Origin of the sequence: Providencia sp. R33, assembly GCF_019343475.1 — a bacterium.
Taxonomy (GTDB): Bacteria; Pseudomonadota; Gammaproteobacteria; order Enterobacterales; family Enterobacteriaceae; genus Providencia.
Map to the genome: position 1 here is coordinate 4,459,816 of NZ_CP072453.1, position 22,715 is coordinate 4,482,530.

Below are 22,715 nucleotides of genomic sequence, written 5' to 3' on the forward strand. Positions count from 1 at the left end.
TCGCTCATCAACCAATAAATTGCAGAAAATATCTCGTATTTTCTGCAATTTGGATCCCTAACCTTTAAATCCGTTCAAAGGCCAATTGCAAATCATCAAGTAAATCTTGTGGGTGCTCAAGGCCAATATGCACACGGAAAAATGTCCCATCATTTGGATGAAAATCATATTGTCTCATACTGAGTAAATCTTCTTTTTGGTAACCTAAAATCAGTGATTCAAATCCACCCCATGAATACCCCATTTTAAAATGTGCTAAATTTTCGATAAAAGTAGCAAATTGTTCAGCGGATAGGCGTGACTTAAGTTGAAAAGAAAATAAGCCATTACAGCCTGAAAAATCACGGATAAAAAACTCATGACCCGGTGAGGTTGGCAAGGCAGGATGAAAAACCTGTTCTACTTCTGGGCGTGCTTGTAGCCAGTTTGCCACTTGTATGCTGTTTTCTTGGTGTTGTTTTAGCCGTGTTGCTAAAGTGTGCAATCCTCGATTGGCCATATAAACGGTATCGGGATCTGCGGTTTGCCCAAGTAGATATGAATTTTCGCGTAAGGTTTCGATGCAGCGCTCATTTGCTACTGCGACTCCTAACATGCCATCAGAATGCCCGTTAATGTATTTTGTGGCGGATTGTATGGAAATATCCACATCGAACAATAATGGTTTGAGTAACACACCTGCCGCCCATGTATTATCAATCATAATAATGATGTCAGGTGATTTATTACGTACAGCTTTCACGATAGCAGGTAAATCATGGACTTCCATGGTTATTGACCCTGGGGATTCTAAAAAAACAATGCGCGTATTCGGCTGAATTAAGTCGGCAATGTCTTCCCCCATTAGTGGATCAAAATAGGTAGTTTCAACATTTAGCTTAGTTAAAATATGGTCGCAAAAATTCTGGGTTGGGTCATAAGCGGAGCCCGTGACGAGGATATGTTCACCCGAAGAAATAAACGATAAGATTGCATTGGTGATGGCGGCAGCACCTGATGGATAAAGCACGGAACCTGCTCCGCCTTCTAATTCAGCCATGGCTTCTTGAAAAGCAAAATGGGTTTGTGTGCCACGGCGACCGTAAAAAAGTACACCATTAGCACGGTGTCGCGTAGCATGACGTTTTTCTTCAAGCGTATCGAAGATGATAGAAGACGCCCGTTGAATTACAGGGTTCACGCCTTTTTGTGTAAATTTAGGGTTTCGGCCAATGTGCACTAATTGGGTTTCTGGTTTTGTGTTTGCCATGCGCTTTCCTTTATCATTTTAAATTTAGCCTACCCAAAGGCGTGGATACTATGAAGTTAAAGCATTCGCAGGGAAATGTAACTTGAGTTTTCTTCAGTATTACAAAGTTCAATTAGTTCCATGGATATAGAAGAAGGGTGGGTTGTATTTATCTATTAAATGCCTTCATTGTATTAATAAGAATAAAGAAGAAATACCCGTGTAATAGACGTGGACTTCATTGTCTAAGAACAAAAAAAATGAAAAAATTCGTGAATACTAATGATAATTACTATCAATTCGCGCTGTCTTTGATATCATCAGCACCGTCTTTTTAAAAGAGATGAACAGCGCGAGTTAAATTTCGCTTTTAAAGGTTAGTCGATGAATGGCACAATCATCGATATGAATTTTTTTATACAACACTAAAAAGAGAGTAAAGGCCAACTGATGCGTAAACTAACAGCTTCTATTCTATTGGCGTTCGGCTTGATGGGCACGGCAATCGCTGAAACTACACCTGCAACAACACCAGCAGCGTCTCAAAATACACCATCGACACCTGCGGCTCCAACTACAACACCAAATACTGAAGCTGCTCCCGTACCTTCTGAGCCTGCAGCAAATACTGCCGTTGTGAATGAAAATATTGAAATTGCGACAGAGGTTCCAACTGGCGGGTTTGATCAAGATTTATCTGTTTGGGGTATGTACCAAAATGCGGATAATGTGGTGAAGACAGTAATGATAGGTCTGGTGATTGCATCCGTCATTACATGGGCACTCTTCTTCTCTAAAGGCCTCGAAATTTTAGTCGCACGTCGTCGTTTAAAGGACGAAACTAATGCGATTGCAGACGTGAAATCCCTTGATGAAGCGGTGAAAATTGCCGAAGGTTTCAAAGGAAACAGTATTACACGAATGCTGCTTAATGAAGCGGTAACAGAAAGAGCGTTATCTGCAAATAGTACCGATTTGTCTGGTACAAAAGAGCGTACGTCATTCCGTCTTGAAAGAGCCGTTGCTGCAATCAGCCGATATATGGGCCGTGGTAATGGTTACTTAGCGACTATCGGTGCGATTTCTCCCTTTGTCGGTTTGTTTGGGACCGTATGGGGTATCATGAATAGCTTTATCGGGATTGCACATTCACAGACCACTAACTTAGCGGTCGTTGCGCCTGGTATTGCAGAGGCACTTCTTGCAACAGCAATTGGCCTTATCGCTGCGATACCTGCAGTTGTAATTTATAACATTTTCGCCAGAATGATTAATAACTACCGTGGTCAGGTAGGGGATGTGGCTGCACAGTCTGCATTATTATTAGGGCGTGATCTTGATCTGGCAAATAGCAAAGCAAGGTAATTATTATGGCAATGCGTTTAGGTGACGAACAAGATGATAGCGGTGAAATGCATGAAATTAACGTGACACCGTTTATCGATGTGATGTTGGTTCTATTGATTATCTTTATGGTCGCGGCACCATTGGCAACAGTTGATATTAAAGTCGACTTACCTGCCTCAACCGCGAAGCCACAGCCACGGCCAGAAAAACCCGTGTTCTTAACGGTTAAAGCTGACAGCCAACTCTTTATTGGCGATCAAGCTGTATCGAAAGAACAGCTTTCTGTAACCCTTGACCAAGCGACAAGTTCAAATAAAGAAACAACGATCTTCTTCCAAGCGGATAAAAGCGTTGATTATGAAACGATGATGGATGTGATGAATACATTACGCCAGTCAGGGTATTTGAAAATTGGCTTAGTTGGGATGGAAGCAACGACTTCTAAATAGTCAGTGTTAACAGCAAAAGCAGACATAACGCGTTTTATCTTTAAGGGTAAAGCGCGTTTTTTATTGATAAAAGCAAACCCCCAAAAAAATTAGCACTGTAGCTATCTGATTTTCCTATTCTATGTTATCTATCCTGCGTAATATCATATTTATTTGTATGATTTAATCATGATTAAGAGGTTTTTATCCTATTTTAACGCTTTTTATTGGTATGTGTTTGAGGGTAAAGGCCTTAATTACATACCAAATACTCCTTTATAGGGTAAGTGGTGTTGAGATAAAGCAAAAAATCAAAAAGTAACATTAAGATAATTGATGTTTGATCGATGTTTTTTCTCTAATTCGAAACGAAATAGTTGAGTCAAGTTGTGTTTTAAGGATGCCTTTTTAACTTAAATATAAGGTCAGCTTCTTTTTTAATGCAATTTTTCATTAAAAATGCAGCTTAATACAGCTTGAAATAGCGGGTATTTAGCTATTCTTGATGCTATTGAATCGGAAAAACATAACCAAAAATAAACCATTATGTTTACATGGTTTTATTAATTATTACTATTTCGGCAATATAATATATATTACCATAGAAATTATATGGATAATTTAAAGGATGAAAATATTGATAAGATGATTGTTTTTTATGGGGAATTTAGGTTTCATAGAAAAATACGTTATTCGGAAATAAAAAAGTGATTATTTTTTTTACAGAAAAAAAATGAAAATTTTATAAAGGTTTTTTATGAAATTGGTTTTTTGAGTGTGAGTTAAATATGCAACTATCATAATAGGAAAACCAAAATTATATAAATATATTTAATTTAAATATAAAATAAATAGTAAATTAGAAATAAATACGTATAAATGTAAATAGTTTGTAATATCTTAACAATAGGTATTTTATTTTGCCATTAATATGTAACATTTTGATATTTAATGTATTTCTTGTTTAATTTGTACTTTTTAAGTTAAACGAAAAAACACTTGCGCAACCTAAATCTTGGGTTATAATGCAATTAATAACATTTAGAAACACTTTTAAATACTTTATTATATCGAGTTATTTATTTTTAAAATTGACTAATGCTAGGGACCTAATAAAGCCAGTGTTGATTTTCAGTATTATTTTTGAATAAGTGAAAAATCAGGCTTTATATTAAAAATAGATATAATCACGTAATTGGGTAACTCAGATAAAATATTGTGTTTTTAAGCTAACATGAATGTTATTACTGGAGTCAAATGGGCTGACTACAGACTACGCATAGCAAGCGAAGCCGGAAACGGCAATTTCATATTATACTCCTCTATAGATAAAATAAGACTACATTTCCAGCGTTATCATTAAGATAACGCTTTTTTTTATTGGTACATAATGCTGCTTAATGAGTGTGTTTTTTGTACATAAATTGAAGAATTTAAAAAAATGTATAACAAATCAGCGTTAACACCATCACATCATGTATAAAATCAATATATTCTTCAGTTCTATACAAAAGAACTTCACGAAAAAAAATATCAGCGTATGATATTTCCACTTCGCTGTGGGGCATCGATATAACAGATTATAAAGATAATTATACAACGGCGAATCTCTCTGCCAGGATCTGGCGTGAATCAATTGGATGTTACAATGACTTGGTCTGATTTCAAATCTCACTATCTCATCGGTTTTTGGAAGCCTTTACCCGCAGTAATTGCCGCAGGTATTTTATCAACCTACTATTTTGGTTTAACGGGCACATTTTGGGCTGTTACTGGTGAATTTACTCGCTGGGGCGGGCACATTATGCAGCTGTTTGGTGCTCATCCAGAAACTTGGGGTTATTTCAAAGTTATTGGCTTTGAAGGCACACCTCTAGATCGTATTGATGGTGTCATGATTATCGGTATGTTTGCCGGTTGCTTTGCTGCTGCACTTTGGGCAAATAATGTTAAATTACGTATGCCTCAACACCGTATTCGCATTTTCCAAGCTATTCTTGGCGGTATTATTGCAGGGTTTGGTGCGCGTTTAGCAATGGGTTGTAATTTAGCGGCATTCTTTACTGGGATCCCTCAATTTTCTCTGCACGCATGGTATTTTGCTGTTGCAACTGCAGCTGGTTCATATTTTGGCGCTAAGTTTACATTGATGCCAATGTTTAGGATCCCTGTCAAACTGAAAAAAGTCAGTGCGGCATCTCCGTTAACGCAAAATCATGATGTGGCAAAACGACGCTTTAAGTTAGGAATGGTTATTTTCACCCTCGCATTGGCGTGGGGTTTTTATACCTTACTTGACTCTCCAGTGATGGGCTTTGCTATCCTCTGCGGAATTGGCTTTGGTTTATTAATTGAGCGTGCTCAGATTTGTTTTACCTCCGCTTTTCGCGATTTGTGGATCACGGGCCGTACCCATATGGCTAAAGCTATCATTATTGGGATGGCAGTCAGTGCAATCGGTATTTTTAGTTACGTCCAATTAGGCGCGACGCCAAAAATCCTTTGGGCAGGCCCAAATGCCGTTATTGGTGGCTTACTCTTCGGTTTTGGTATTGTCCTTGCTGGTGGCTGTGAAACGGGTTGGATGTACCGCGCAGTGGAAGGGCAGGTCCATTATTGGTGGGTTGGTTTTGGGAATATTATTGGCGCAACCATCCTAGCTTATTATTGGGATGATTTAGGCCCTTGGTTAGCAACCGATTTTGACAAAGTGAATTTACTCGAAACCTTTGGGCCACAAGGTGGCTTGTTGGTGACGTATGCATTATTAGCAGTGGCGTTTGTGCTGATGTTAGTTTGGGAAAAACACTTTTTCCGTAAACGTACACAAAAATCAACACAAGCATCAATGGAGGCAATATGAGTAAAAAAGAAATTATTCCTGATTATCGTTTAGATATGGTCGGGGAACCTTGCCCATATCCAGCGGTAGCGACACTAGAAGCAATGCCATCCCTAAAAAGCGGTGAAATATTAGAAGTGGTGAGTGATTGCCCACAATCAATTAATAATATTCCGTTAGATGCAAAAAACTATGGCTATAAGGTTTTGGATATCCAGCAAGATGGGCCGACGATACGTTATCTTATCCAAAAATAACGGATACCCGTCATACTTTGCGCCGCAGCGTTGTTGACTGCACTCACAGGCTCTAGTCACATACCTATGATTGCTCGTCATATTTCAAGTGGTGGCTTTGTTGGCTTCGTTCGGCTACGTTAGTCACATACTTATGTATGCTCCTAACGTATCCTCACTAGCCGCCTCGCCACCCCATGAACTATTTAGAGCAATGCAATGATTATCATGATGCGGTAATTCATATTTTGATCTAATGGTGGCTATTCGTCTTGCCAGCTCGCAATATCTAAAACTAGCTCACATTCATCATCGATATATCCGCCAGTAGGAATAAACCCCAGCTTTTTATAAAACTCAAATGGGCTTTCTTCCCCTTCACCGCAACTATTATAGAGGCGCGGGTAACCTTTCTTTTTTAGATAACGTATAACTTGGATTAATGCTTCGCGGCCAAAGCCTAATTTTTGATATGGCTCCGCTATCATGAAGCGCCATAGCATAATGCCATCATATTCGAGCTCATCATCATCTAACCCAGAATGCAGCATGATGAACCCAACGGGAGTATCATCTGCATAAATCCCTCTGTACCACGCACAGTCTGAAAATTGCGCCTCTACCATAGAGTAAGCGTTGTCAGCGACCATATTACGTTGCGCTTCACTCAATGTATGACTAAGTAGGCAGATTTCAGAGAAATTATCCGCAGTGACTTTTTGTAAGGTAACTAATGAATTTTCATCCACTTCAGGTTCGATAAGCTCTTTCATGACTATTCCTTCGATAGAATATTGACCAAAACTCCAATAATGGAGGCTGCTATTTATTATTTTTATTTAACAAATTTCAAACTAACGTAAATTTGTTACAGGGTTGTAATTTAATCAACCAGAGATTTCACAACCAGTCAATGACTTAATTGCGGCTATGCAGGCGGGGTCTAAAAAGAAATGGCAACTTACTTTTTAGTGCGTTGCCATCGTGAGATAAGAAAGGTAATTCAAGAAGCGTTAGTGTTCTGCTTCGCCACCCAGAACATCAATCAAGCGAGCGATTAAGGCGCTCAGTTCGCTTGTCATTAGCACATAATCTGCATCAAATTTTTGTGCATAATCTTCTTTACCAATGTCATCATTTTGGTCTTTTAATGTATCACTGAATTTAAGTCGTTTTAGCGAACCATCATCAGATAGCATAAATTGGATACGTTCTTCCCAATCTAAAGCGAGTTTCGTGACGAGCTTACCTGCTTCAATATGGGTCGCAATTTCATCAGAGATCAGATCTTGCTTCTTACAGCGAATAATTCCGCCTTCTTCTAAGATAGCTTTTAGCTCCGCTTCATCCATCACAGCAAAGCCTTGAGGAAGTGAACCTGAACGGATCCACTCGGTGAGAGTGAGTTCAATTGGGTCTTTGAATGTGAGAGGAACGACAGGCAGGGAGCCTAAGCTCTTGCGTAATAAGGCTAAATTATCTTCAGCACGTTTCGCGCTTGCCGCATCCACAATAATGAGTTGATTGACGGTATCAATCCAAATATAGGTTTTGCTAAATTTACTGAATGCGCGAGGTAGTAAGGTGTGCACGACCTCATCTTTTAAGGCGTCTTTTTCAGTTTTTTTAAGTTTGCGGCCTTGGTCTGCTTCGAGTTTTTCAATTTTGTCCTGTACTTCTTGCTTGATGACAGGAGATGGCAGCATTTTTTCTTCTTTTTTAGCACAAATTAGAATTTGGTTGCCAGCTGCATGGGTTAAGGCATCGGCACCATTCATCGGCGCGACCCAACCTGTTTGCATCATGTCTTGGCTGCCACAAGGGTGATAGGCAAGTGCGGCAAGTTGTTTTTCCAGATCATCTGCAGAGAGTGCCAAATCCCGATTCAGGCGATAGACTAATATATTCTTGAACCACATGAAAAACCTACCTTTGTTGATAAATAGCCAGTTAGAGCAGGGGGCTATGATAACGAATTGTCGGTTATTAAGCGAAAAAAATATATTTAGCCTAAGGTGCCTATTAAGGAAGTTCAGTGATCCCTCAGTTTTTATCTCTTATACTTGAAAAAAGCGCCCTAGGCAGGTCATGATGGGAAGATAAACAATAGAATCAAAGAGAGCAGCGCAATGAGAATAGGAATTGACCTTGGTGGCACGAAAATTGAAGTGATTGCATTAGATGACGATGGTGAAACCTTGTTTCGTAAGCGTGTTTCAACACCTAAAGGTGACTATATTGCAACACTCAATGCTATCGCCGGCTTAGTGAATGATGCAGAAACAGCAACAGGGCAAACGGGCAGCGTGGGGGTAGGGATCCCCGGAACCTTATCTCCTGTGACTGGAAAAGTGAAAAATGCCAACTCAACATGGCTGAATGGCCAATTTTTTGATGCCGATTTAAGCAAGTTATTAGGGCGTGGCGTTAAAATTGCTAACGATGCCAACTGTTTAGCTGTATCTGAAGCGGTAGATGGTGCAGGTGCAGGGAAAAAAGTCGTCTTTGCGGTGATAATAGGAACAGGCTGTGGTGCAGGTATTGCACTCGATGGTCAAGTGCACTCAGGAGGAAACGGTGTCGCAGGGGAATGGGGACATAATCCATTACCTTGGCAAGATGATAGCGACAGGCAGTTCCTATCAAATGAACACTGCTATTGCGGCTTAACTGGTTGCACAGAGCTGTTCGTCTCAGGAACAGGCTTTATGGCCGATTACGCAAAGTTATCAGGCGAGAAAAAAATCGGCACAGATATCGTTAAACTGGCGCAAGAAGGAGATAGATTTGCCAAAATAGCGATGGATAATTATTTGAATCGATTAGCTAAAGCATTAGGGCAAGCAATTAATATGCTCGATCCAGATGTCATCGTGTTAGGGGGCGGCATGAGTAATGTGGATTGCTTGTATGAAGAGCTGCCAACACGAATTCGTCAATGGGTATTTGGGCGAGAGTGTGATACTCCCATTCGTAAAGCGGTGCATGGAGATTCGAGCGGGGTACGTGGCGCGGCTTGGCTATTTTCGTCCTAATTTACGCTGTGGCGGTGTTGGCTGCACTCGGCTACTCAGGTCACATACTTGTGTATGTTCCCTGAGCTATCCTCCTTTGCCGCCTAGCCACAACGTAGATTAGTTAGAAAATAATAGAAATCTCTATTTATTTACGTTGTGGTAGTGTCGTTAGCACTCGGCTCCTCATTTTTTCGTCATACTTCAAGCTGTAGCTGCGTTGGCTTCATTCAGCCACCCTAGTCACATACTTGTGTATGCTCTTAGGGATGTCTTCATTTTGCCGCCTTGCCACAACTCGAATTATTTAGAAAAAAGTGTGTATGTAATGGATAACTAGTTAGAAAATAATAAGAGTTTATCGTTGTTCTCATTCACGCAGTGGCGTTGTAGTTACTCGCTACTTATTTTTTCGTCATACTTCAAGCTGTGGCTGCGTTGGCTTCATTCAGCCACCCTAGTCACATACTTGTATATGCTCTTAGGGATGTCTTCATTTTGCCGCTTTGCCACAACTCGAATTATTTAGAAAAAAGTGTGTATGTAATGGATAACTAGTTAGAAAATAATAAGAGTTTATCGTTGTTCTCATTCACGCAGTGGCGTTGTAGTTACTCGCTACTTATTTTTTCGTCATACTTCAAGCTGTGGCTGCGTTGGCTTCATTCGGCCACCTTAGTCACATACTTGAGTATGCTCCTATTTTTTCGTCATACTTCAAGCTGTGGCTGCGTTGGCTTCATTCAGCCACCCTAGTCACATACTTGTGTATGCTCCTAGGGATGTCTTCATTTTGCCGCCTTGCCACAACTCGAATTATTTAGAAAAAGGGGCGCATGTAATAAAAATCGATAAAAAATAAAGTATTAGTTTTCATGTTTAAATAATCACCCTTTGTTACTCAAATTAAATTTATATTAATTAAAAAATAAAATAATAAGTATGTTTATAAAACAAAAAATTTGAGTTAAATAAATTCTCTAATACTAAGTGATATAAATCACAATTCTTTTTTTCCTACGAAAATTATTCACAAAACATTTAAAAAATAATTTCAGTTATTTGGCGTGAATTTGTCATGAATAATTCATTTTTGTGACAGATATAAAAATCAGACTCAATAAAAAGATGAAAACCGTGATTTAGTCACAAAAAATGGTTACTGTTTGCAGTGTATTATCATTAAAAATTGACGCCATGCACATTGTGTAAAATATTAATGCCATTTTTGTTGGTTATTTGTTCAATGGCATAAGGTGTGTATGCGGATTCGAGAGGCAATTTTCTCTCAATAAAGGCAACTAAGGGGATCAAATGAATAAAGTATTGAAGCTCTCAACACTTGCTATGTTAGTCGCATTTAATGCGAACGCAGCAACGGTTGATTTACGTGTTATGGAAACATCTGACGTTCACAGTAACCTTGTAGACTTCGACTATTATAAAGATAAGCCAACAGAACAGTTTGGTTATGTTCGTACTGCGACGTTAATTAAAGCAGCGAAGCAAGAAGCGACTAACTCTGTATTAGTGGATAATGGAGACTTAATCCAAGGTAGCCCACTGGCTGACTATATCGTTGGTGAAGGCCTAAAAGATGGCGAATCTCACCCAGCACACAAGCTGTTGAATACAATGGGTTATACCGTAGGTAACTTTGGTAACCATGAGTTTAACTTTGGATTAGATTTCCTGCATAAAGCTATTGATGGGGCAAAATTCCCATATATCAATGCTAATATTATTGATGCAAAAACCGGTAAAAACTACTTTAACCCATACATTATTGTTGATACTCCAGTTAAAGATAGAGATGGAAAAACACATACAATTAAAGTGGGCTACATCGGTTTCGTTCCACCACAAATTCTTATTTGGGACAAACCAAATTTAGAAGGCAAAGTTTTAGTTAACGATATTACTGAAACAGCGAAAAAATTTGTGCCACAAATGAAAAAAGAGGGCGCTGACTTAGTTGTTGCAATTCCTCACTCTGGCTTCTCTCAAGAACCTTACAAGGCAATGGCGGAAAACTCCGTGTATTATCTCAGTGAAGTTCCGGGGATTGATGCAATTATGTTTGGCCACTCACACGGTGTATTCCCAAGCAAAGATTTTAGTGATATCAAAGGTGTTGATATTGCGAAAGGAACGGTCAATGGCGTTCCTGCTGTTATGCCAGGTCAATGGGGTGACCACTTAGGGGTTGTCGATTTAGTGGTAAGCAATGATGATGGTGCATGGAAAGTGGTTGATGCAACGGCTCATGCACGTCCGGTTTATGACAAGCCAAATAAAAAAGCCCTTGTTGAACGTGATGGCGATTTGGCAAAAATCATCGAAAAAGAGCACCAAGATACTCGTAAGTTTGTGGGTAAACATATTGGTAAAGCCTCTGAAAATATGTACAGTTTCTTAGCACTGGTGCAAAGCGATCCTACTGTACAAATCGTTAATGATGCACAAATCGACTACACCAAAAACTTCATTCAAGGTGACCCTGATCTGGCTGATTTACCTGTATTAGCTGCGGCAGCACCGTTTAAAGCGGGTGGTCGTAAGAACTCACCAACAGAATTTATTGAAGTTGAAAAAGGTGACTTAACGTTCCGTAATGCGGCGGATCTCTACTTATATCCAAACACATTGGTTGTGGTTAAAGCAACGGGTGCTGATGTCGTTGAATGGTTGGAGTGTTCTGCGGGCATGTATAACCAAATCGACCCACAATCAACGGCGCCACAAAGCTTATTGAACTGGAGCGGTTTCAGAACCTATAACTTCGACACAATTAGTGGTGTGAATTACCAAATCGACCTGACTCAGCCAGCAAAATATGATGTTGATTGCCAAACAGTAAATAAAGATGCTAACCGAATCAAAAATGTCACTTACCAAGGTAAGCCGATTGATCCAAAAGCGACTTTCTTAGTGGCAACCAACAACTACCGTGGTTATGGCGGTAAATTTGCAGGGACAGGTGATAGTAATGTTGCATTTGCTTCCCCAGATGAAAACCGTTCAATTTTAGCGGCTTACATTGCAAAAGTGTCTAAAGAAAAAGGTGAAATCTCGACTAAAGCGGCAAATAACTGGTCATTTACACCGATTAAGACAGACAAAAAACTGGATGTTCGCTTTGAAACCGCACCAAGTGAAAAAGCAGCTAACTTTATTAAAGAAAATGCACAGTATCCAATGAAAAAAGTGGGCACGGATGAAATTGGCTTCGCTATCTATCAAGTCGATTTAACAGCTAAGTAAGCATTTCCATTTTTATTGAAGTTATCGTGAGCCTGCCCAATTGGGTGGGCTTTTTTATACCTAAAAATGAGAAAGAAATGGGGATGAGATATTTTGTGATAAATAAATAACGCTCGGCGCATTTAACTAGCAACTTACTAAACACGACGAGCGGTTATTGATTTTTGATGATTAATAAACTATTCATAAAACACATTCAACATAGGTAATTTACTAAACTTATCATATTCAACTTTAACATATTCAGATTCTATTTTTTTACCATTTTTTAAAGAGCCCGTTATTGAAATATCCTTACCGTTTCGGTAGCACATAACATTGACACGTTCTTGGTTGTTGGCATTGATAACACATTGTGGTTCATACACTGAACCTGTAAATGTGATTGTCCCTCCTGATGAGTTATTACTTGCATAGGTGAAAGAACAACTTGAAATGATTATAGCAACTACAGATGTTAGTAAAGATAAACGTTTCATAGTCCACCTCCGGAATAACACTGAGAACAGTGTTTTTTTGTCTTCACTTTTAGTGTAGTTCAATTATTGATAATGCAAACTAAATTTTGAAAATATACTTAGATTTTAGTGTTAAAGTGGTTTAATTCATTGATAAACATCAAGATTTATTTGATGTTTATATCATTCGATTGATTGTTAATCATTAATTTTTTGTGAATGAATAACAAATAGGGAAAGTGTGAAATTATCTTTTTATTTAAGTTAAATTTAATTTGTAAATATGTTTTTTGAATCTTTTGTTACGTTAAATAAATTTTAAATAATAACGTATTTCGTGATTTTATTTTTTTAATAGAGGTCATCGTTAGTGATGATTTATTTTGAGAGGGTTTTTGGAAAATGGTTGAAATAAAAATGCCCTTATAAAGATTTTCATAAGGGCATTTCTTTTAAAATCTTACAGTTTCATTTTATTTGAAAACTTTGAAACGCACATCATCATCCATAAAGGCTTTATCGCCCGCTGGTGAATTAATTGAACCAAATACCATTTGAGCACGTAATATCCAATTTGCAGGAATGTTCCACGTTTTTTGTACGTCATTATCTACTAGTGGATTATAGTGCTGTAATGAAGCACCAATATTTTCTTGAGATAACGCAGTCCACACGGCAAATTGTGCAATCCCGCTTGCTTGTTCAGACCAAATAGGGAAGTTATCTGCATATAAAGGGAATTGCTCTTGCAAACCTTTTACAATGTCTTGGTCTTCAAAAAACAGAATAGAACCTGCACCTGCGGCAAAACTATCAATTTTTTGTTCTGTAGCAGCAAAGGCTTGCTCAGGGACAATTTTGCGTAGAGCTTCTTTGGTCATATTCCATAATTTCTTATGTTCAGCACCGAACAAAATGACCACACGTGAAGTTTGTGAGTTAAACGACGATGGTGAGTGTTTTACGGCTTCTTTAATTAGTTTTGTAACGTGTTCTTCAGATACAGGCAAAGCATCGCCGAGGTTATAAATAGTACGACGATTTTTAATCATTTCGATAAATGCGTTAGACATTTTAGTCTCCTAGATCTTCATTAGCGCACGGCATTTTATAGAATCTATCTTAGAAGCCGCAGTTCGTTTCAATGGTTACTACTATAGCGGGGGAAAGTTAAAATCATAGAAAAAAAATTTAACCGTAAGGTTCAAAATTTTACACTAAGATTGAATTTTTTAAATGGATAATAAATTCAATTGGTTACTGTTATTTATTTGTGGTTTTTAATTTTTGATTATTCAAAATAGGACATTATGCATAAAATGGATAGAAAAAAATTGAGGGTGTTAAGGGGCGAGGGATGTATCAGTTAAAGGGTCTAGCGGGGGCGTAATCCCGCTAGACAAGAATGATAACCAGTTTTACTTAATCGAGTTCATTAACATCTTTGGTAATTTCAATTTTAGTCCCACCAAAGTTATCAATGATATATTTTCTGACAGTTTCAGTGTGGTATAACTGCGATAATTTTGCAAATTTAGGGTCGTCTTTATTATCTGTTTTTACGACTAATAAATTAATATTATTTTTAATGGAATCATCATGTTGCTCTCTAAATAAAGAGTCATTTAATACATTGAGCCCACCCTCTTGTGCAGCGGTATTACCAATGACGGCAATATCAACATCAGGCAAAGCTCTTGGGCCATGAGCGTACTTTATTTGTCTAAATACCAAGTCTTTTGGATTGGAAATAATATCATTGGTAGAACCAGTTGCCTGGTTAAATCCTGGTTTTAGTGTGATTAACTGGGCTTTTTCAAGTAATTTTAGGGCTCGTATATGGTTAGCGGCATCATTGGGAATGGCCACAATGGCTTGTTTCGGTAAATCTGCAAGGTTTTTATGTTTTACCGAATAAACTCCCATTGGTTCAAAATAGGTGGTAGAAATGGCGGTGAGTTTATTATTATGGCTTTTATTAAAATCTTTTAAAAACCCCCAGGACTGAAATGCATTTACATCAACATCTCCATCAATTGTGGCAACATTAAGGGTGATCCCGTCATCAATGATTTTGACATCAATATCTAAGTTTGCTTCTTTCGCACTTGGAGACTGCGCAATAAACTTCCATATATCGGCATCACTGCCATGACTGCCAATAATAATTTTTTGTGATGCTTCCCCTTGTTGTTTTGAAATTTCGGTTGAATTTTCCTCTTGTGAACAAGCGGTTAGCGTAAAAAATGACAAAGCTAATAATAATGCAGGTATTTTTTTCATTTGATTATCTCTAATAATTTGTTGTCGGTGATATCTAATCAAACAAAAATGACTTTTTGTAAATAATATTTTATTTACCCTTTAAGATTTTAGTTATATACGGAAAATACACGTAGTCTCATTCAAAATTGTTATATCGATATAGTTTTAAATTATTTTTAGCAATATTTATTGTGGTATTTAATCAGTTATTAAATATAAATGTGAAAATTCTTCATCATCTAAAAAATAATTTAAAAGGTTGAATAATTATGTCTTTAACACAATTGCCTATTATTGATTTAAGTGAACTCGATAACCCTGAAACCAGAGATGATTTTTATAAAAAACTGCGTTTTATCGCCCGTGAAATTGGCTTTTTTTATTTAGTAGGTCATAACATTACACCAGAGTCTCGCGAGCAACTTTTGACCACGACAAAACAATTTTTTGCCTTACCAAAGACAGAAAAAGAAACAATTTCGATGGAGCATTCACGGCATTTTCGTGGCTATACTGCCTCAACAGAGGAAAGCACACGAAACCAGCCTGATTACCGTGAACAAATTGATATTGGCGAAGAATTACCCGCACTCAAACTGACAGAAAATGACCCCATTTGGTTTAATTTACATGGACCAAACCAATGGCCTCAGGCTTTACCAGCGCTAAAAGAACAAGCGCTTGCATGGCAAAGTGACATGCGTGCGATAGCGGTGAAACTCATTAAAGCCTTCTTGGTAGCGTTAGACCTCCCTGAAAACAGTTTTGAGCATATTATTGCCGAACCCGCTCAGCATTTACTGAAACTTATTCACTATCCCGCGAGAGAAGATAATAACGATGGAGAACAGGGCGTTGGCGCTCATAAAGATGCAGGTATTTTGACCCTATTATGGCAAGACAACAGTGGTGGTCTGCAAGTTGAGACGGATAATGGCTGGATTGACGTCGCGCCACTGGAAAATGCATTTGTGGTGAATATTGGTGAGGTTTTTGAATTAGCGACGAATGGATATTTGCGTGCAAACGTACACCAAGTGGTGAGAAAGAAAAATAGCGATTCCCGTTATTCTATTGCTTATTTTATTACCCCAAGTGTTTTTGCTGATGAAGTACCATTATTAACCTTACCGAGTTATTTAGCGCAGCAAGCTTTAGGGCCAGATAGCGATCCTCTCAATCCGTTATTTACTAACTTAGGAAAAAATGTGATTAAAGGCCGTTTACGTTCACATTTAGCGGTAACACGCAGATTTTACCCTACGGAATATGCGCAAATAATAAATAACAGTAATATCCTATAACGAATAGAATGAATTGATATTGATAAAAAAAATCAGTTGGAGCCAAGTATGTCAGATCAAAGTTATAAAAAGGGCTTAAATGGAAAGGCATTATCGCCTGAAACCTTGATGATGAGTTATGGGTATGACCCACAACTTTCAGAGGGGTCGATTAAGCCACCCGTTTTTCTGACGTCAACGTTTGTATTTAAAACGGCTCAGGAAGGAAAAGACTTCTTTAATTTAGTCAGTGGGCGCACACAAGCACCAAGTGGCCAGAAACAAGGGCTTGTCTATTCTCGGTTTAATCACCCAAACAGTGAAATTGTTGAAGATAGATTGGCGTTGTACGAGGGGGCACAAAGCGCTGCACTATTTTCATCAGGAATGTCAGCGATTACGACTTGCTTGATGGCTGTGTTGCAACCTGGGGATGTATTGCTGCACTCACAACCTCTTTATGGCGGAACAGAAACCTTGTTTCTCAATACGTTAAAGCGATTTGGGATTACGTCAGTGCCTTTCCAAAACGGCTGTGATTTAGCGGCCGTCTTAGATGTAGCAAACAGTGTCGAACAAGGTCAAAAAATTGCGGCAATTTATATTGAAACGCCGTCAAACCCGTTAAATACATTGGTTGATATTGAATTACTCAGCCAAGCAGCAAAACAAATTGGTCAAAAACAAGGTGGGGAAGCGCCATTACTGATTTGTGATAATACGTTGTTGGGCCCTGTATTTCAAAAGCCGCTTGCTTTAGGTGCAGACTTAAGTGTGTACTCACTAACTAAATATGTGGGTGGGCATTCAGACTTAGTGGCTGGGGCGGTTGCAGGCAGCCATGAGTTGGTGAAAAAAGTTAAAGCACAACGTAATGCTATTGGAACGCAATTAGATCCGCATTCAAGCTGGATGTTAGGGCGTTCTTTGGAAACGTTGCAATTACGAATGGAACGAGCGAATGACAGCGCTCAAACATTGGCTGAGTTTCTACATCAGCACCCAAAAGTGAGCAAAGTGCATTTCCCTGCATTTTTTCCGAAAGACAGTGTGGAATACCAAGTTTATCAAAAGCAATGTACTGGAGCGGGCTCCACTTTCTCGATTAATGTAGGAAATAACGAAGCGGATGCGTTTCGCTTTTTAGATAACCTCGCGATTTTTAAACTTGCGGTGAGCTTGGGGGGAACGGAATCATTAGCAAGTCACCCAGCATCGACAACGCACTCAGGTGTTGCACAAGCGGTACGTGAGAAAATTGGGATCAGTGATAACTTAGTGCGTTTATCTATTGGTATTGAGAATGTAAACGACCTAAAACATGCATTAGAACTCGCATTAGACGCCATCTAAGTGCTCAATGTTCTGGAGAGGAAGCGGTTTATTCCTCTCCAGCCTCTTGATTAATTGAGTCGATATTGAGGTGGAAGCTCGCTAAAACCTAGCCCATTGGCTTTTTTCACGTTAATCTGCACTGGAATTCGTTCTTTCATTGCTTCCACATGGCTGATAACGCCAATCATTTTGCCAGATGCATTCAGGCTCTCAAGGGCATCAAGGGCAATATCGAGCGTTTCGGCATCCAAAGTGCCAAATCCTTCATCTAAAAATAGTGACTCTAGTTGTGTGCGGTTGCTGACCATGTCAGAAAGTGCCAGTGCTAATGCTAAACTGACGAGGAAGCTTTCCCCTCCAGATAACGTTTTGATATCCCTAACTGAGTCTGCTTGCCAGCTATCGATAACTTGCAACTCTAAGTTAGCTTGATGGCTACGTTGCAATATATAGCGACCATGCAGTTTATCGAGCTGTTGGTTGGCTAACGTCACCAAACAATCTAGAGTTAGGCCCTGTGCATAACGGCGGAATTTGTCCCCTTCAGCGGAACCAATTAAAGCGTTTAAATAACTCCAATCGTCGTAACTGAGTTGGCTTTTTTCTATTTCTTGCAGTAAATCCTGTTGTTGGTGGCGCTGTTGTTTATCGGTATCTAATCGATTAATAATTTGCCCTTGCTGCTGGTTGTGTTGTTTGATTTCTTCGTCGAGTGCGGTGACAACTTCCTGTAATTGTGCCTCAGACAGTGGCGAAAAATCTGTGGTGCGTTGCTGATTAAGGGCTTCGAGTGATTGTAAGCCTTCTTGATGACGAGTCTCGCATTGCAATAGTTTTTGGCTTACTCCTTGTTTTAACGCTTCTAATTGTTGTTTTTCCTCAAGGGTTAATAGGGCCTCAAGGAAGATTTGTTGTGTGCTAAATGGGCTTTTTGCCAGTGCATCGTTAAATTGACCCTGCACTTGTTGATGTTCGAATGTGGTTTTATTGATCGCTTCGATGATTTCTTGCAAGCTACCAGTCAGTGAGGCAATTGTTTTATCAATTTCATTAAGCTGCTTACTGAGTTGCTCTTGGGCTTGTGAAAGCACTTCTTGTCGAGTGTTAAGCTGTTGAATAAATTGAGGGACTGTTAACCCTGAAAGCAGTGTTTTGCGTTCAGCTGTTTTTTGTTCAAAGGTAATATTTGCCTGCTGAAACTGCGTTTTTTCCTTCTCAAGTTGCTGATTAAGTTGGTTTAACTGTTCATTTTCAGATTTAAGCGTGGCGCTCGATACCTCGATTTTTTGGCTTAGGGTTTGTGCTGTTGTTTTTTGAGTATTGTAAAATTCACTACGTTGAGTGATGCCACCCAACCATTCATCAAAGTTTTCACTTTCAGGTAACGTCAGTTCAAAAATGGCTAAAGCTGCTTGAAGTTGCTCAGTTTGTTCATTTTTGCGTTGCTGCAACTGAGCCAATTCTTTTTGCGATTCATCAAATAATTGAGTTTGATATTTTAATCGCTCTTCAATGAGTAAAAGGTCAGCTTGTTGTTGATTTAGATAGGTTTGCTGTTCATGCTGTAACTGCCTAGCCTGCTGATAATCACGTTCCAATACCGTAAATTCATTGATAATTTTTTGTTGTTCTGCGAGCTTAGCGGTGAGTTCATTGATAAATGCAGTGACGGCCTGTTCGCTCTGAGCTAATTCAGGGGTAAGTGCTTGCTCACATGTTGTTTTCCAGTTGTGATTTAAGCTATCTAGGTGTGCGGTGGCTTGCTGCAATTGCTGCTCTTGCTCTTTTTGGCGCAGTTGCTGTGTCTCTGATAGCGTGGTTAGTTTTGCCTGTTGCTGTTTAAGGTGATCAAGTTGCTCAGTTAAGTGAATGAGCTGTTGCTGTGTTTCGCTCAAATGAATGGATTGATATGCCTGTACGGCAGGGTGCTCGGTTGAACCGCATAATGGGCACGGTTTCCCTGAAACGAGTTGCTGGCGTTCTCGCTCCAAACTGACGATTTTCTGTTCTAATTGGAGCTTTTCATTGGTGAGTTTGATGCGTGGCGCTAACTCGTTGATTTGATATTCAGCCAGTTCACATTCTTTTTGCGTTTGAGAACTCTGTTTTTGTAAATCAGTGTGTTGCCGAATTTGTTGTTGTAATTGTGCCTGTGTAGCAAGAGACTGGGATAGCATTAACGGCAAAAGGTTGGCATGCTGTAAACGTGTTTGTAGTTGCTCAATTTGTTGATTAACAAAATAAATATCATATTTTTCTTGATTATTTCTGTATTGTTGTTCTTGTTGTTTAAACGCAAGAGTGTGCTTTTCTAAAGCAGAGCGAGTTTGTGTAAGTTCTGTTGTGCGTTTTTGTTTATCCGCTTGTAACTGTTCAATTTCGTTTGAGCAATTTTTCTGTTTTTGTAGAAGGTTATTGAGCTTGTCTGTCAGTTCAAAAATAAAGCGCCCTTGCTGCTTCCAGCCCCCTATTTGAGCACTAATCTGTGCATCTTTTTGCTTTTCTTCTAAGAAGACATTTAGCTGATGAAGTTGACTATTAGCCTGCTGAATTTGGTTTTGTGTTTCATTCACCCATTGTTGTTTTTGCTCAAAAATCGCCTGTTTTTCTGCTATTTGTTGTTTTAATTCATGTTGCTGCTGCGTTAACTGCAAAATTTGGTTATCGAGAGGACGAACAGTTTCATCAATCAGTTGGTTTTGTTGTTTTACAAAATCAATGTGTTTGCGGTAATCATCCTGAGATTGAATGAATGTAGCTTGTAGTGGCGTTCTCTTGGCCTGTTGTTTTTCCAGATTGAGTTGCAACTGCTGTTGTTTTTCTGTGTATTCAGTGAGTTGCCGCTGTAGGCGTTCAATGTTCTGCCAAAGAGGGCGTAGGGATTCCGCAGGCTCGCCATCAGATAATTTTTTTAGTTGAGGTTGCACCGCTTGGTATTCAGACTGTGCATTTTTGAGTTCATTATCAAGGGATTGTACCCGCAGTGTGAGCAGACGGTGTTGTTGCCACCAATTGAGTTCCTGTTGGTGCTGCGCGCGTTTTTGTTTTATTTCAGTTTCTTGTTTTTGCAGCGTATTTTGTTGTTCTATTAGCTCTTGGTGTTCGGATTCCGTGAGTAAATTAATGCTTTGTGCTCTGGCTTTTAGCAGGTCTAAATCTGTTTTTGCTTGCTTGTGCTGATTAAAAATATATTTGGAGATTTGGCTATAAATTTCTGTGCCTGTAATTTCTTCAAGCAGGTCTGCACGCTCTTTCTCTGAGGCATTTAAAAAAGCCGCAAAATCCCCTTGTGATAACAAAATTGATTTTGTAAAACGACCGAAATCTAACCCTGTAATTTTGGCAATTTGGTCGCGAATTTCAGAGACCTTAACGGTAATTATTTTACCATCAGCGACTTGGGCTAGCTCGGCTTTTTGTGATTGCAAGTTGCCATCGGGTTTATTACCTGCACGGCGCTGGCTCCAAAATGCGCGATAGGCCGTACCTTTGACTTCAAATTCCACTTCAGCAAGGCAGTCACCTGTGTGGCGGGTCATCAATTCATTTTGGCTGGCGGAAATTGAATCTAACCGTGGTGTACGGTGATATAACGCGAGGCAAATGGCATCCAATAAGGTGGTTTTTCCTGCCCCTGTGGCGCCAGTGATGGCAAATAACCCCTGACTAGCAAACGGCTCTTGCGTAAAGTCGATTTTCCATTCACCTTTGAGAGAGTTAATGTTTTTTAGGCGTAAGCTTAAGATTTTCATGTCAATTACCCTTGCTCGTGGCGTAAAGCGTCATAGGATTGCTGGAAAAGTTGGGTTAGACGCTGTTCACGTTCAGGGTCTTCAAGGGTTTCTTCACTCAGGCGGCGTAAGAAAACCTCTTCTACGGTGAGTTCATTCAGAGTTTCATTCGCTAACGCAAGGTTTTGCCCTTGTTTTTGTTTTCTTGCACGGCGCAGTAACACAACTTCAACGGGAAGGTTTTGTGTGAGTGTTTCGATGCGCTGCTGAATATCAGCCAGATAGTCTTGAGAAGCCACCTCGATATCTAACCAAACCGCATTTTCGCCTTGGTAGTCCTGCCATACACTAAGTTGTTGCTCTATCTCTTTTAACGAGCCTTTAAGCGTTTGTAAAGGCTGAAAAATAGGGATCGCTAACGGGGTGATTTCGGTTAATTCGCTACCTGTAAATTCAACTAAACAGACACTTTTTTGTTGGGCGGTTTCATCAAAACTGAGGGCAATAGGGGAGCCGCAATAGCGAATATATTCTTTTCCACCAATCACTTGAGGGCGATGAATATGGCCAAGCGCAATATAATCCGCAGGGGGAAATGCCCCTGAAGGGAAGGCTTCTAATGTGCCGATATAAATATCGCGTACGGAATCGGTGAGTTCCGCGCCAATCACCGTTAAATGCCCGGTGGCAATAATTGGGATATCCAGACCGAGCATTACCCGTTGCTCTAGGGCAAGTAGGTAGCTGGCTTGGTAATGATCATGAATGGCAGTTTGAAGTGAAAGTTGTTTTTCTTCAATACTTTGCCCTGCAACACTTAGTTGGATATCCCGAGGTCGTAAAAAAGGAATTGCACACACAAGGCCAATGGGTTGCGCTTGTTTATTGTGCAGAGTGATAACATTCGGCTCACTGCCAGAGGTGACCACTTGAGTATTGAGGTAGCTTAATAGTGAGCTTGATTCATTCAGAACAGAGACGGAATCGTGGTTTCCGCTCAAAATGACCAACTGGCAACCCGTTTTTTGCAAATCTACAATAAATTTATTATATAACTCACGGGCATAGCTTGGGGGGGACCCAGTATCGAAAATATCCCCTGCCACAATGACGGCATCAACGTGATGAATTTCGACTTGGTTCACTAGCCAATTTAAAAAGTGTTGGTGCTCAGGCGCACGGCTTTTGGTAAAAAAGTATTGGCCAAGATGCCAGTCAGAGGTGTGAATAATGCGCATGAGCCATCAGTTCCTGTCTTCAATAAAGGGCATAAATTACTGCTAT

The 22,715-nt window shown here is 39.4% G+C and carries 16 protein-coding genes; 8 read left to right on the plus strand and 8 right to left on the minus strand.

The features are described 5' to 3' along the window. Positions 1–64: 64 nt before the first annotated feature. The gene (gene metC, locus J6836_RS20690) at positions 65–1,249 is read right to left on the minus strand and encodes a cystathionine beta-lyase (RefSeq protein ID WP_219245702.1); all 1,185 of its coding nucleotides are present in this window, start codon (positions 1,247–1,249) and stop codon (positions 65–67) included. A gap of 429 nt (positions 1,250–1,678) precedes the next feature. Here metC and exbB point away from each other — a divergent pair, with 429 nt between their 5' ends. The 4 genes from exbB to yedF all read left to right on the plus strand — a co-directional run bounded on the left by exbB (position 1,679) and on the right by yedF (position 6,102). Further along, on the plus strand, positions 1,679–2,593 hold the full coding sequence (gene exbB, locus J6836_RS20695) for a tonB-system energizer ExbB (protein WP_219245703.1): 915 nt from the start codon (positions 1,679–1,681) through the stop codon (positions 2,591–2,593). A gap of 5 nt (positions 2,594–2,598) precedes the next feature. After that, complete coding sequence (gene exbD, locus J6836_RS20700; RefSeq protein ID WP_219245704.1) at positions 2,599–3,024, plus strand: TonB system transport protein ExbD; 426 nt, start codon at positions 2,599–2,601, stop codon at positions 3,022–3,024. A gap of 1,627 nt (positions 3,025–4,651) precedes the next feature. Beyond that, positions 4,652–5,866: a selenium metabolism membrane protein YedE/FdhT gene (yedE, locus tag J6836_RS20705; protein ID WP_219245705.1), complete on the plus strand. Its 1,215-nt coding sequence runs from the start codon at positions 4,652–4,654 to the stop codon at positions 5,864–5,866. Then, positions 5,863–6,102, plus strand: a complete 240-nt coding sequence (yedF, locus tag J6836_RS20710; protein WP_219245706.1) for a sulfurtransferase-like selenium metabolism protein YedF — start codon at positions 5,863–5,865, stop codon at positions 6,100–6,102. Before yedE ends, yedF begins: the two co-directional genes overlap by 4 nt. A 242-nt stretch (positions 6,103–6,344) precedes the next feature. Here yedF and J6836_RS20715 read toward each other — a convergent pair whose 3' ends face one another. Together J6836_RS20715 and rdgC are read right to left on the minus strand one after the other, a co-directional pair. Then, on the minus strand, positions 6,345–6,854 hold the full coding sequence (locus tag J6836_RS20715) for a GNAT family N-acetyltransferase (protein WP_219245707.1): 510 nt from the start codon (positions 6,852–6,854) through the stop codon (positions 6,345–6,347). 240 nt (positions 6,855–7,094) lie between these two features. Beyond that, the gene (rdgC, locus tag J6836_RS20720; protein ID WP_206084547.1) at positions 7,095–8,000 is read right to left on the minus strand and encodes a recombination-associated protein RdgC; all 906 of its coding nucleotides are present in this window, start codon (positions 7,998–8,000) and stop codon (positions 7,095–7,097) included. A gap of 210 nt (positions 8,001–8,210) precedes the next feature. Between rdgC and mak the strand changes: the two genes are divergently transcribed. Both mak and J6836_RS20730 read left to right on the plus strand, forming a co-directional pair. Then, positions 8,211–9,116 (plus strand): fructokinase, encoded by a 906-nt coding sequence (gene mak / locus J6836_RS20725; protein WP_219245708.1) that lies wholly within the window; start codon positions 8,211–8,213, stop codon positions 9,114–9,116. A 1,293-nt stretch (positions 9,117–10,409) separates the two neighbouring features. Continuing rightward, positions 10,410–12,359, plus strand: a complete 1,950-nt coding sequence (locus J6836_RS20730) for a bifunctional 2',3'-cyclic-nucleotide 2'-phosphodiesterase/3'-nucleotidase (RefSeq protein WP_219245709.1) — start codon at positions 10,410–10,412, stop codon at positions 12,357–12,359. Positions 12,360–12,538: 179 nt separating this feature from the next. Here the strand turns inward: J6836_RS20730 and J6836_RS20735 are convergent, their stop codons facing one another. The 3 genes from J6836_RS20735 to J6836_RS20745 all read right to left on the minus strand — a co-directional run bounded on the left by J6836_RS20735 (position 12,539) and on the right by J6836_RS20745 (position 15,100). Next, a complete protein-coding gene (locus J6836_RS20735; RefSeq protein ID WP_219245710.1) occupies positions 12,539–12,838 on the minus strand; it encodes a hypothetical protein in 300 nt (99 codons plus the stop codon). Between the two features lie 452 nt (positions 12,839–13,290). Further along, complete coding sequence (locus tag J6836_RS20740) at positions 13,291–13,890, minus strand: nitroreductase family protein (protein WP_219245711.1); 600 nt, start codon at positions 13,888–13,890, stop codon at positions 13,291–13,293. 349 nt (positions 13,891–14,239) lie between these two features. Continuing rightward, positions 14,240–15,100, minus strand: coding sequence for a MetQ/NlpA family ABC transporter substrate-binding protein (locus J6836_RS20745; RefSeq protein ID WP_219245712.1), 861 nt, complete (start codon positions 15,098–15,100; stop codon positions 14,240–14,242). Between the two features lie 251 nt (positions 15,101–15,351). On the opposite strand from J6836_RS20745, the gene J6836_RS20750 reads away from it, so the two are divergent. Beyond that, entirely contained in the window at positions 15,352–16,386 is a 1,035-nt protein-coding gene (locus J6836_RS20750; RefSeq protein WP_219245713.1) for an isopenicillin N synthase family dioxygenase, read from the plus strand. Between the two features lie 48 nt (positions 16,387–16,434). Then, on the plus strand, positions 16,435–17,718 hold the full coding sequence (locus J6836_RS20755; RefSeq protein ID WP_219245714.1) for a cystathionine gamma-synthase family protein: 1,284 nt from the start codon (positions 16,435–16,437) through the stop codon (positions 17,716–17,718). A 50-nt stretch (positions 17,719–17,768) separates the two neighbouring features. Here J6836_RS20755 and J6836_RS20760 read toward each other — a convergent pair whose 3' ends face one another. Further along, entirely contained in the window at positions 17,769–21,452 is a 3,684-nt protein-coding gene (locus tag J6836_RS20760; RefSeq protein ID WP_219245715.1) for an AAA family ATPase, read from the minus strand. 5 nt (positions 21,453–21,457) lie between these two features. After that, entirely contained in the window at positions 21,458–22,669 is a 1,212-nt protein-coding gene (gene sbcD, locus J6836_RS20765) for an exonuclease subunit SbcD (RefSeq protein ID WP_219245716.1), read from the minus strand. Positions 22,670–22,715 lie beyond the last annotated feature (46 nt).

Coding starts and splice junctions, on each gene's coding strand:
- J6836_RS20730 (WP_219245709.1), top strand. CDS start 10,410: ATGAATAAAGTATTGAAGCTCTCAACACTTGCTATGTTAGTCGCATTT.
- metC (WP_219245702.1), bottom strand. CDS start 1,249: ATGGCAAACACAAAACCAGAAACCCAATTAGTGCACATTGGCCGAAAC.
- J6836_RS20750 (WP_219245713.1), top strand. CDS start 15,352: ATGTCTTTAACACAATTGCCTATTATTGATTTAAGTGAACTCGATAAC.
- rdgC (WP_206084547.1), bottom strand. CDS start 8,000: ATGTGGTTCAAGAATATATTAGTCTATCGCCTGAATCGGGATTTGGCA.
- mak (WP_219245708.1), top strand. CDS start 8,211: ATGAGAATAGGAATTGACCTTGGTGGCACGAAAATTGAAGTGATTGCA.
- J6836_RS20745 (WP_219245712.1), bottom strand. CDS start 15,100: ATGAAAAAAATACCTGCATTATTATTAGCTTTGTCATTTTTTACGCTA.
- J6836_RS20760 (WP_219245715.1), bottom strand. CDS start 21,452: ATGAAAATCTTAAGCTTACGCCTAAAAAACATTAACTCTCTCAAAGGT.
- J6836_RS20735 (WP_219245710.1), bottom strand. CDS start 12,838: ATGAAACGTTTATCTTTACTAACATCTGTAGTTGCTATAATCATTTCA.
- J6836_RS20740 (WP_219245711.1), bottom strand. CDS start 13,890: ATGTCTAACGCATTTATCGAAATGATTAAAAATCGTCGTACTATTTAT.
- yedF (WP_219245706.1), top strand. CDS start 5,863: ATGAGTAAAAAAGAAATTATTCCTGATTATCGTTTAGATATGGTCGGG.
- J6836_RS20715 (WP_219245707.1), bottom strand. CDS start 6,854: ATGAAAGAGCTTATCGAACCTGAAGTGGATGAAAATTCATTAGTTACC.
- yedE (WP_219245705.1), top strand. CDS start 4,652: ATGACTTGGTCTGATTTCAAATCTCACTATCTCATCGGTTTTTGGAAG.
- exbD (WP_219245704.1), top strand. CDS start 2,599: ATGGCAATGCGTTTAGGTGACGAACAAGATGATAGCGGTGAAATGCAT.
- sbcD (WP_219245716.1), bottom strand. CDS start 22,669: ATGCGCATTATTCACACCTCTGACTGGCATCTTGGCCAATACTTTTTT.
- exbB (WP_219245703.1), top strand. CDS start 1,679: ATGCGTAAACTAACAGCTTCTATTCTATTGGCGTTCGGCTTGATGGGC.
- J6836_RS20755 (WP_219245714.1), top strand. CDS start 16,435: ATGTCAGATCAAAGTTATAAAAAGGGCTTAAATGGAAAGGCATTATCG.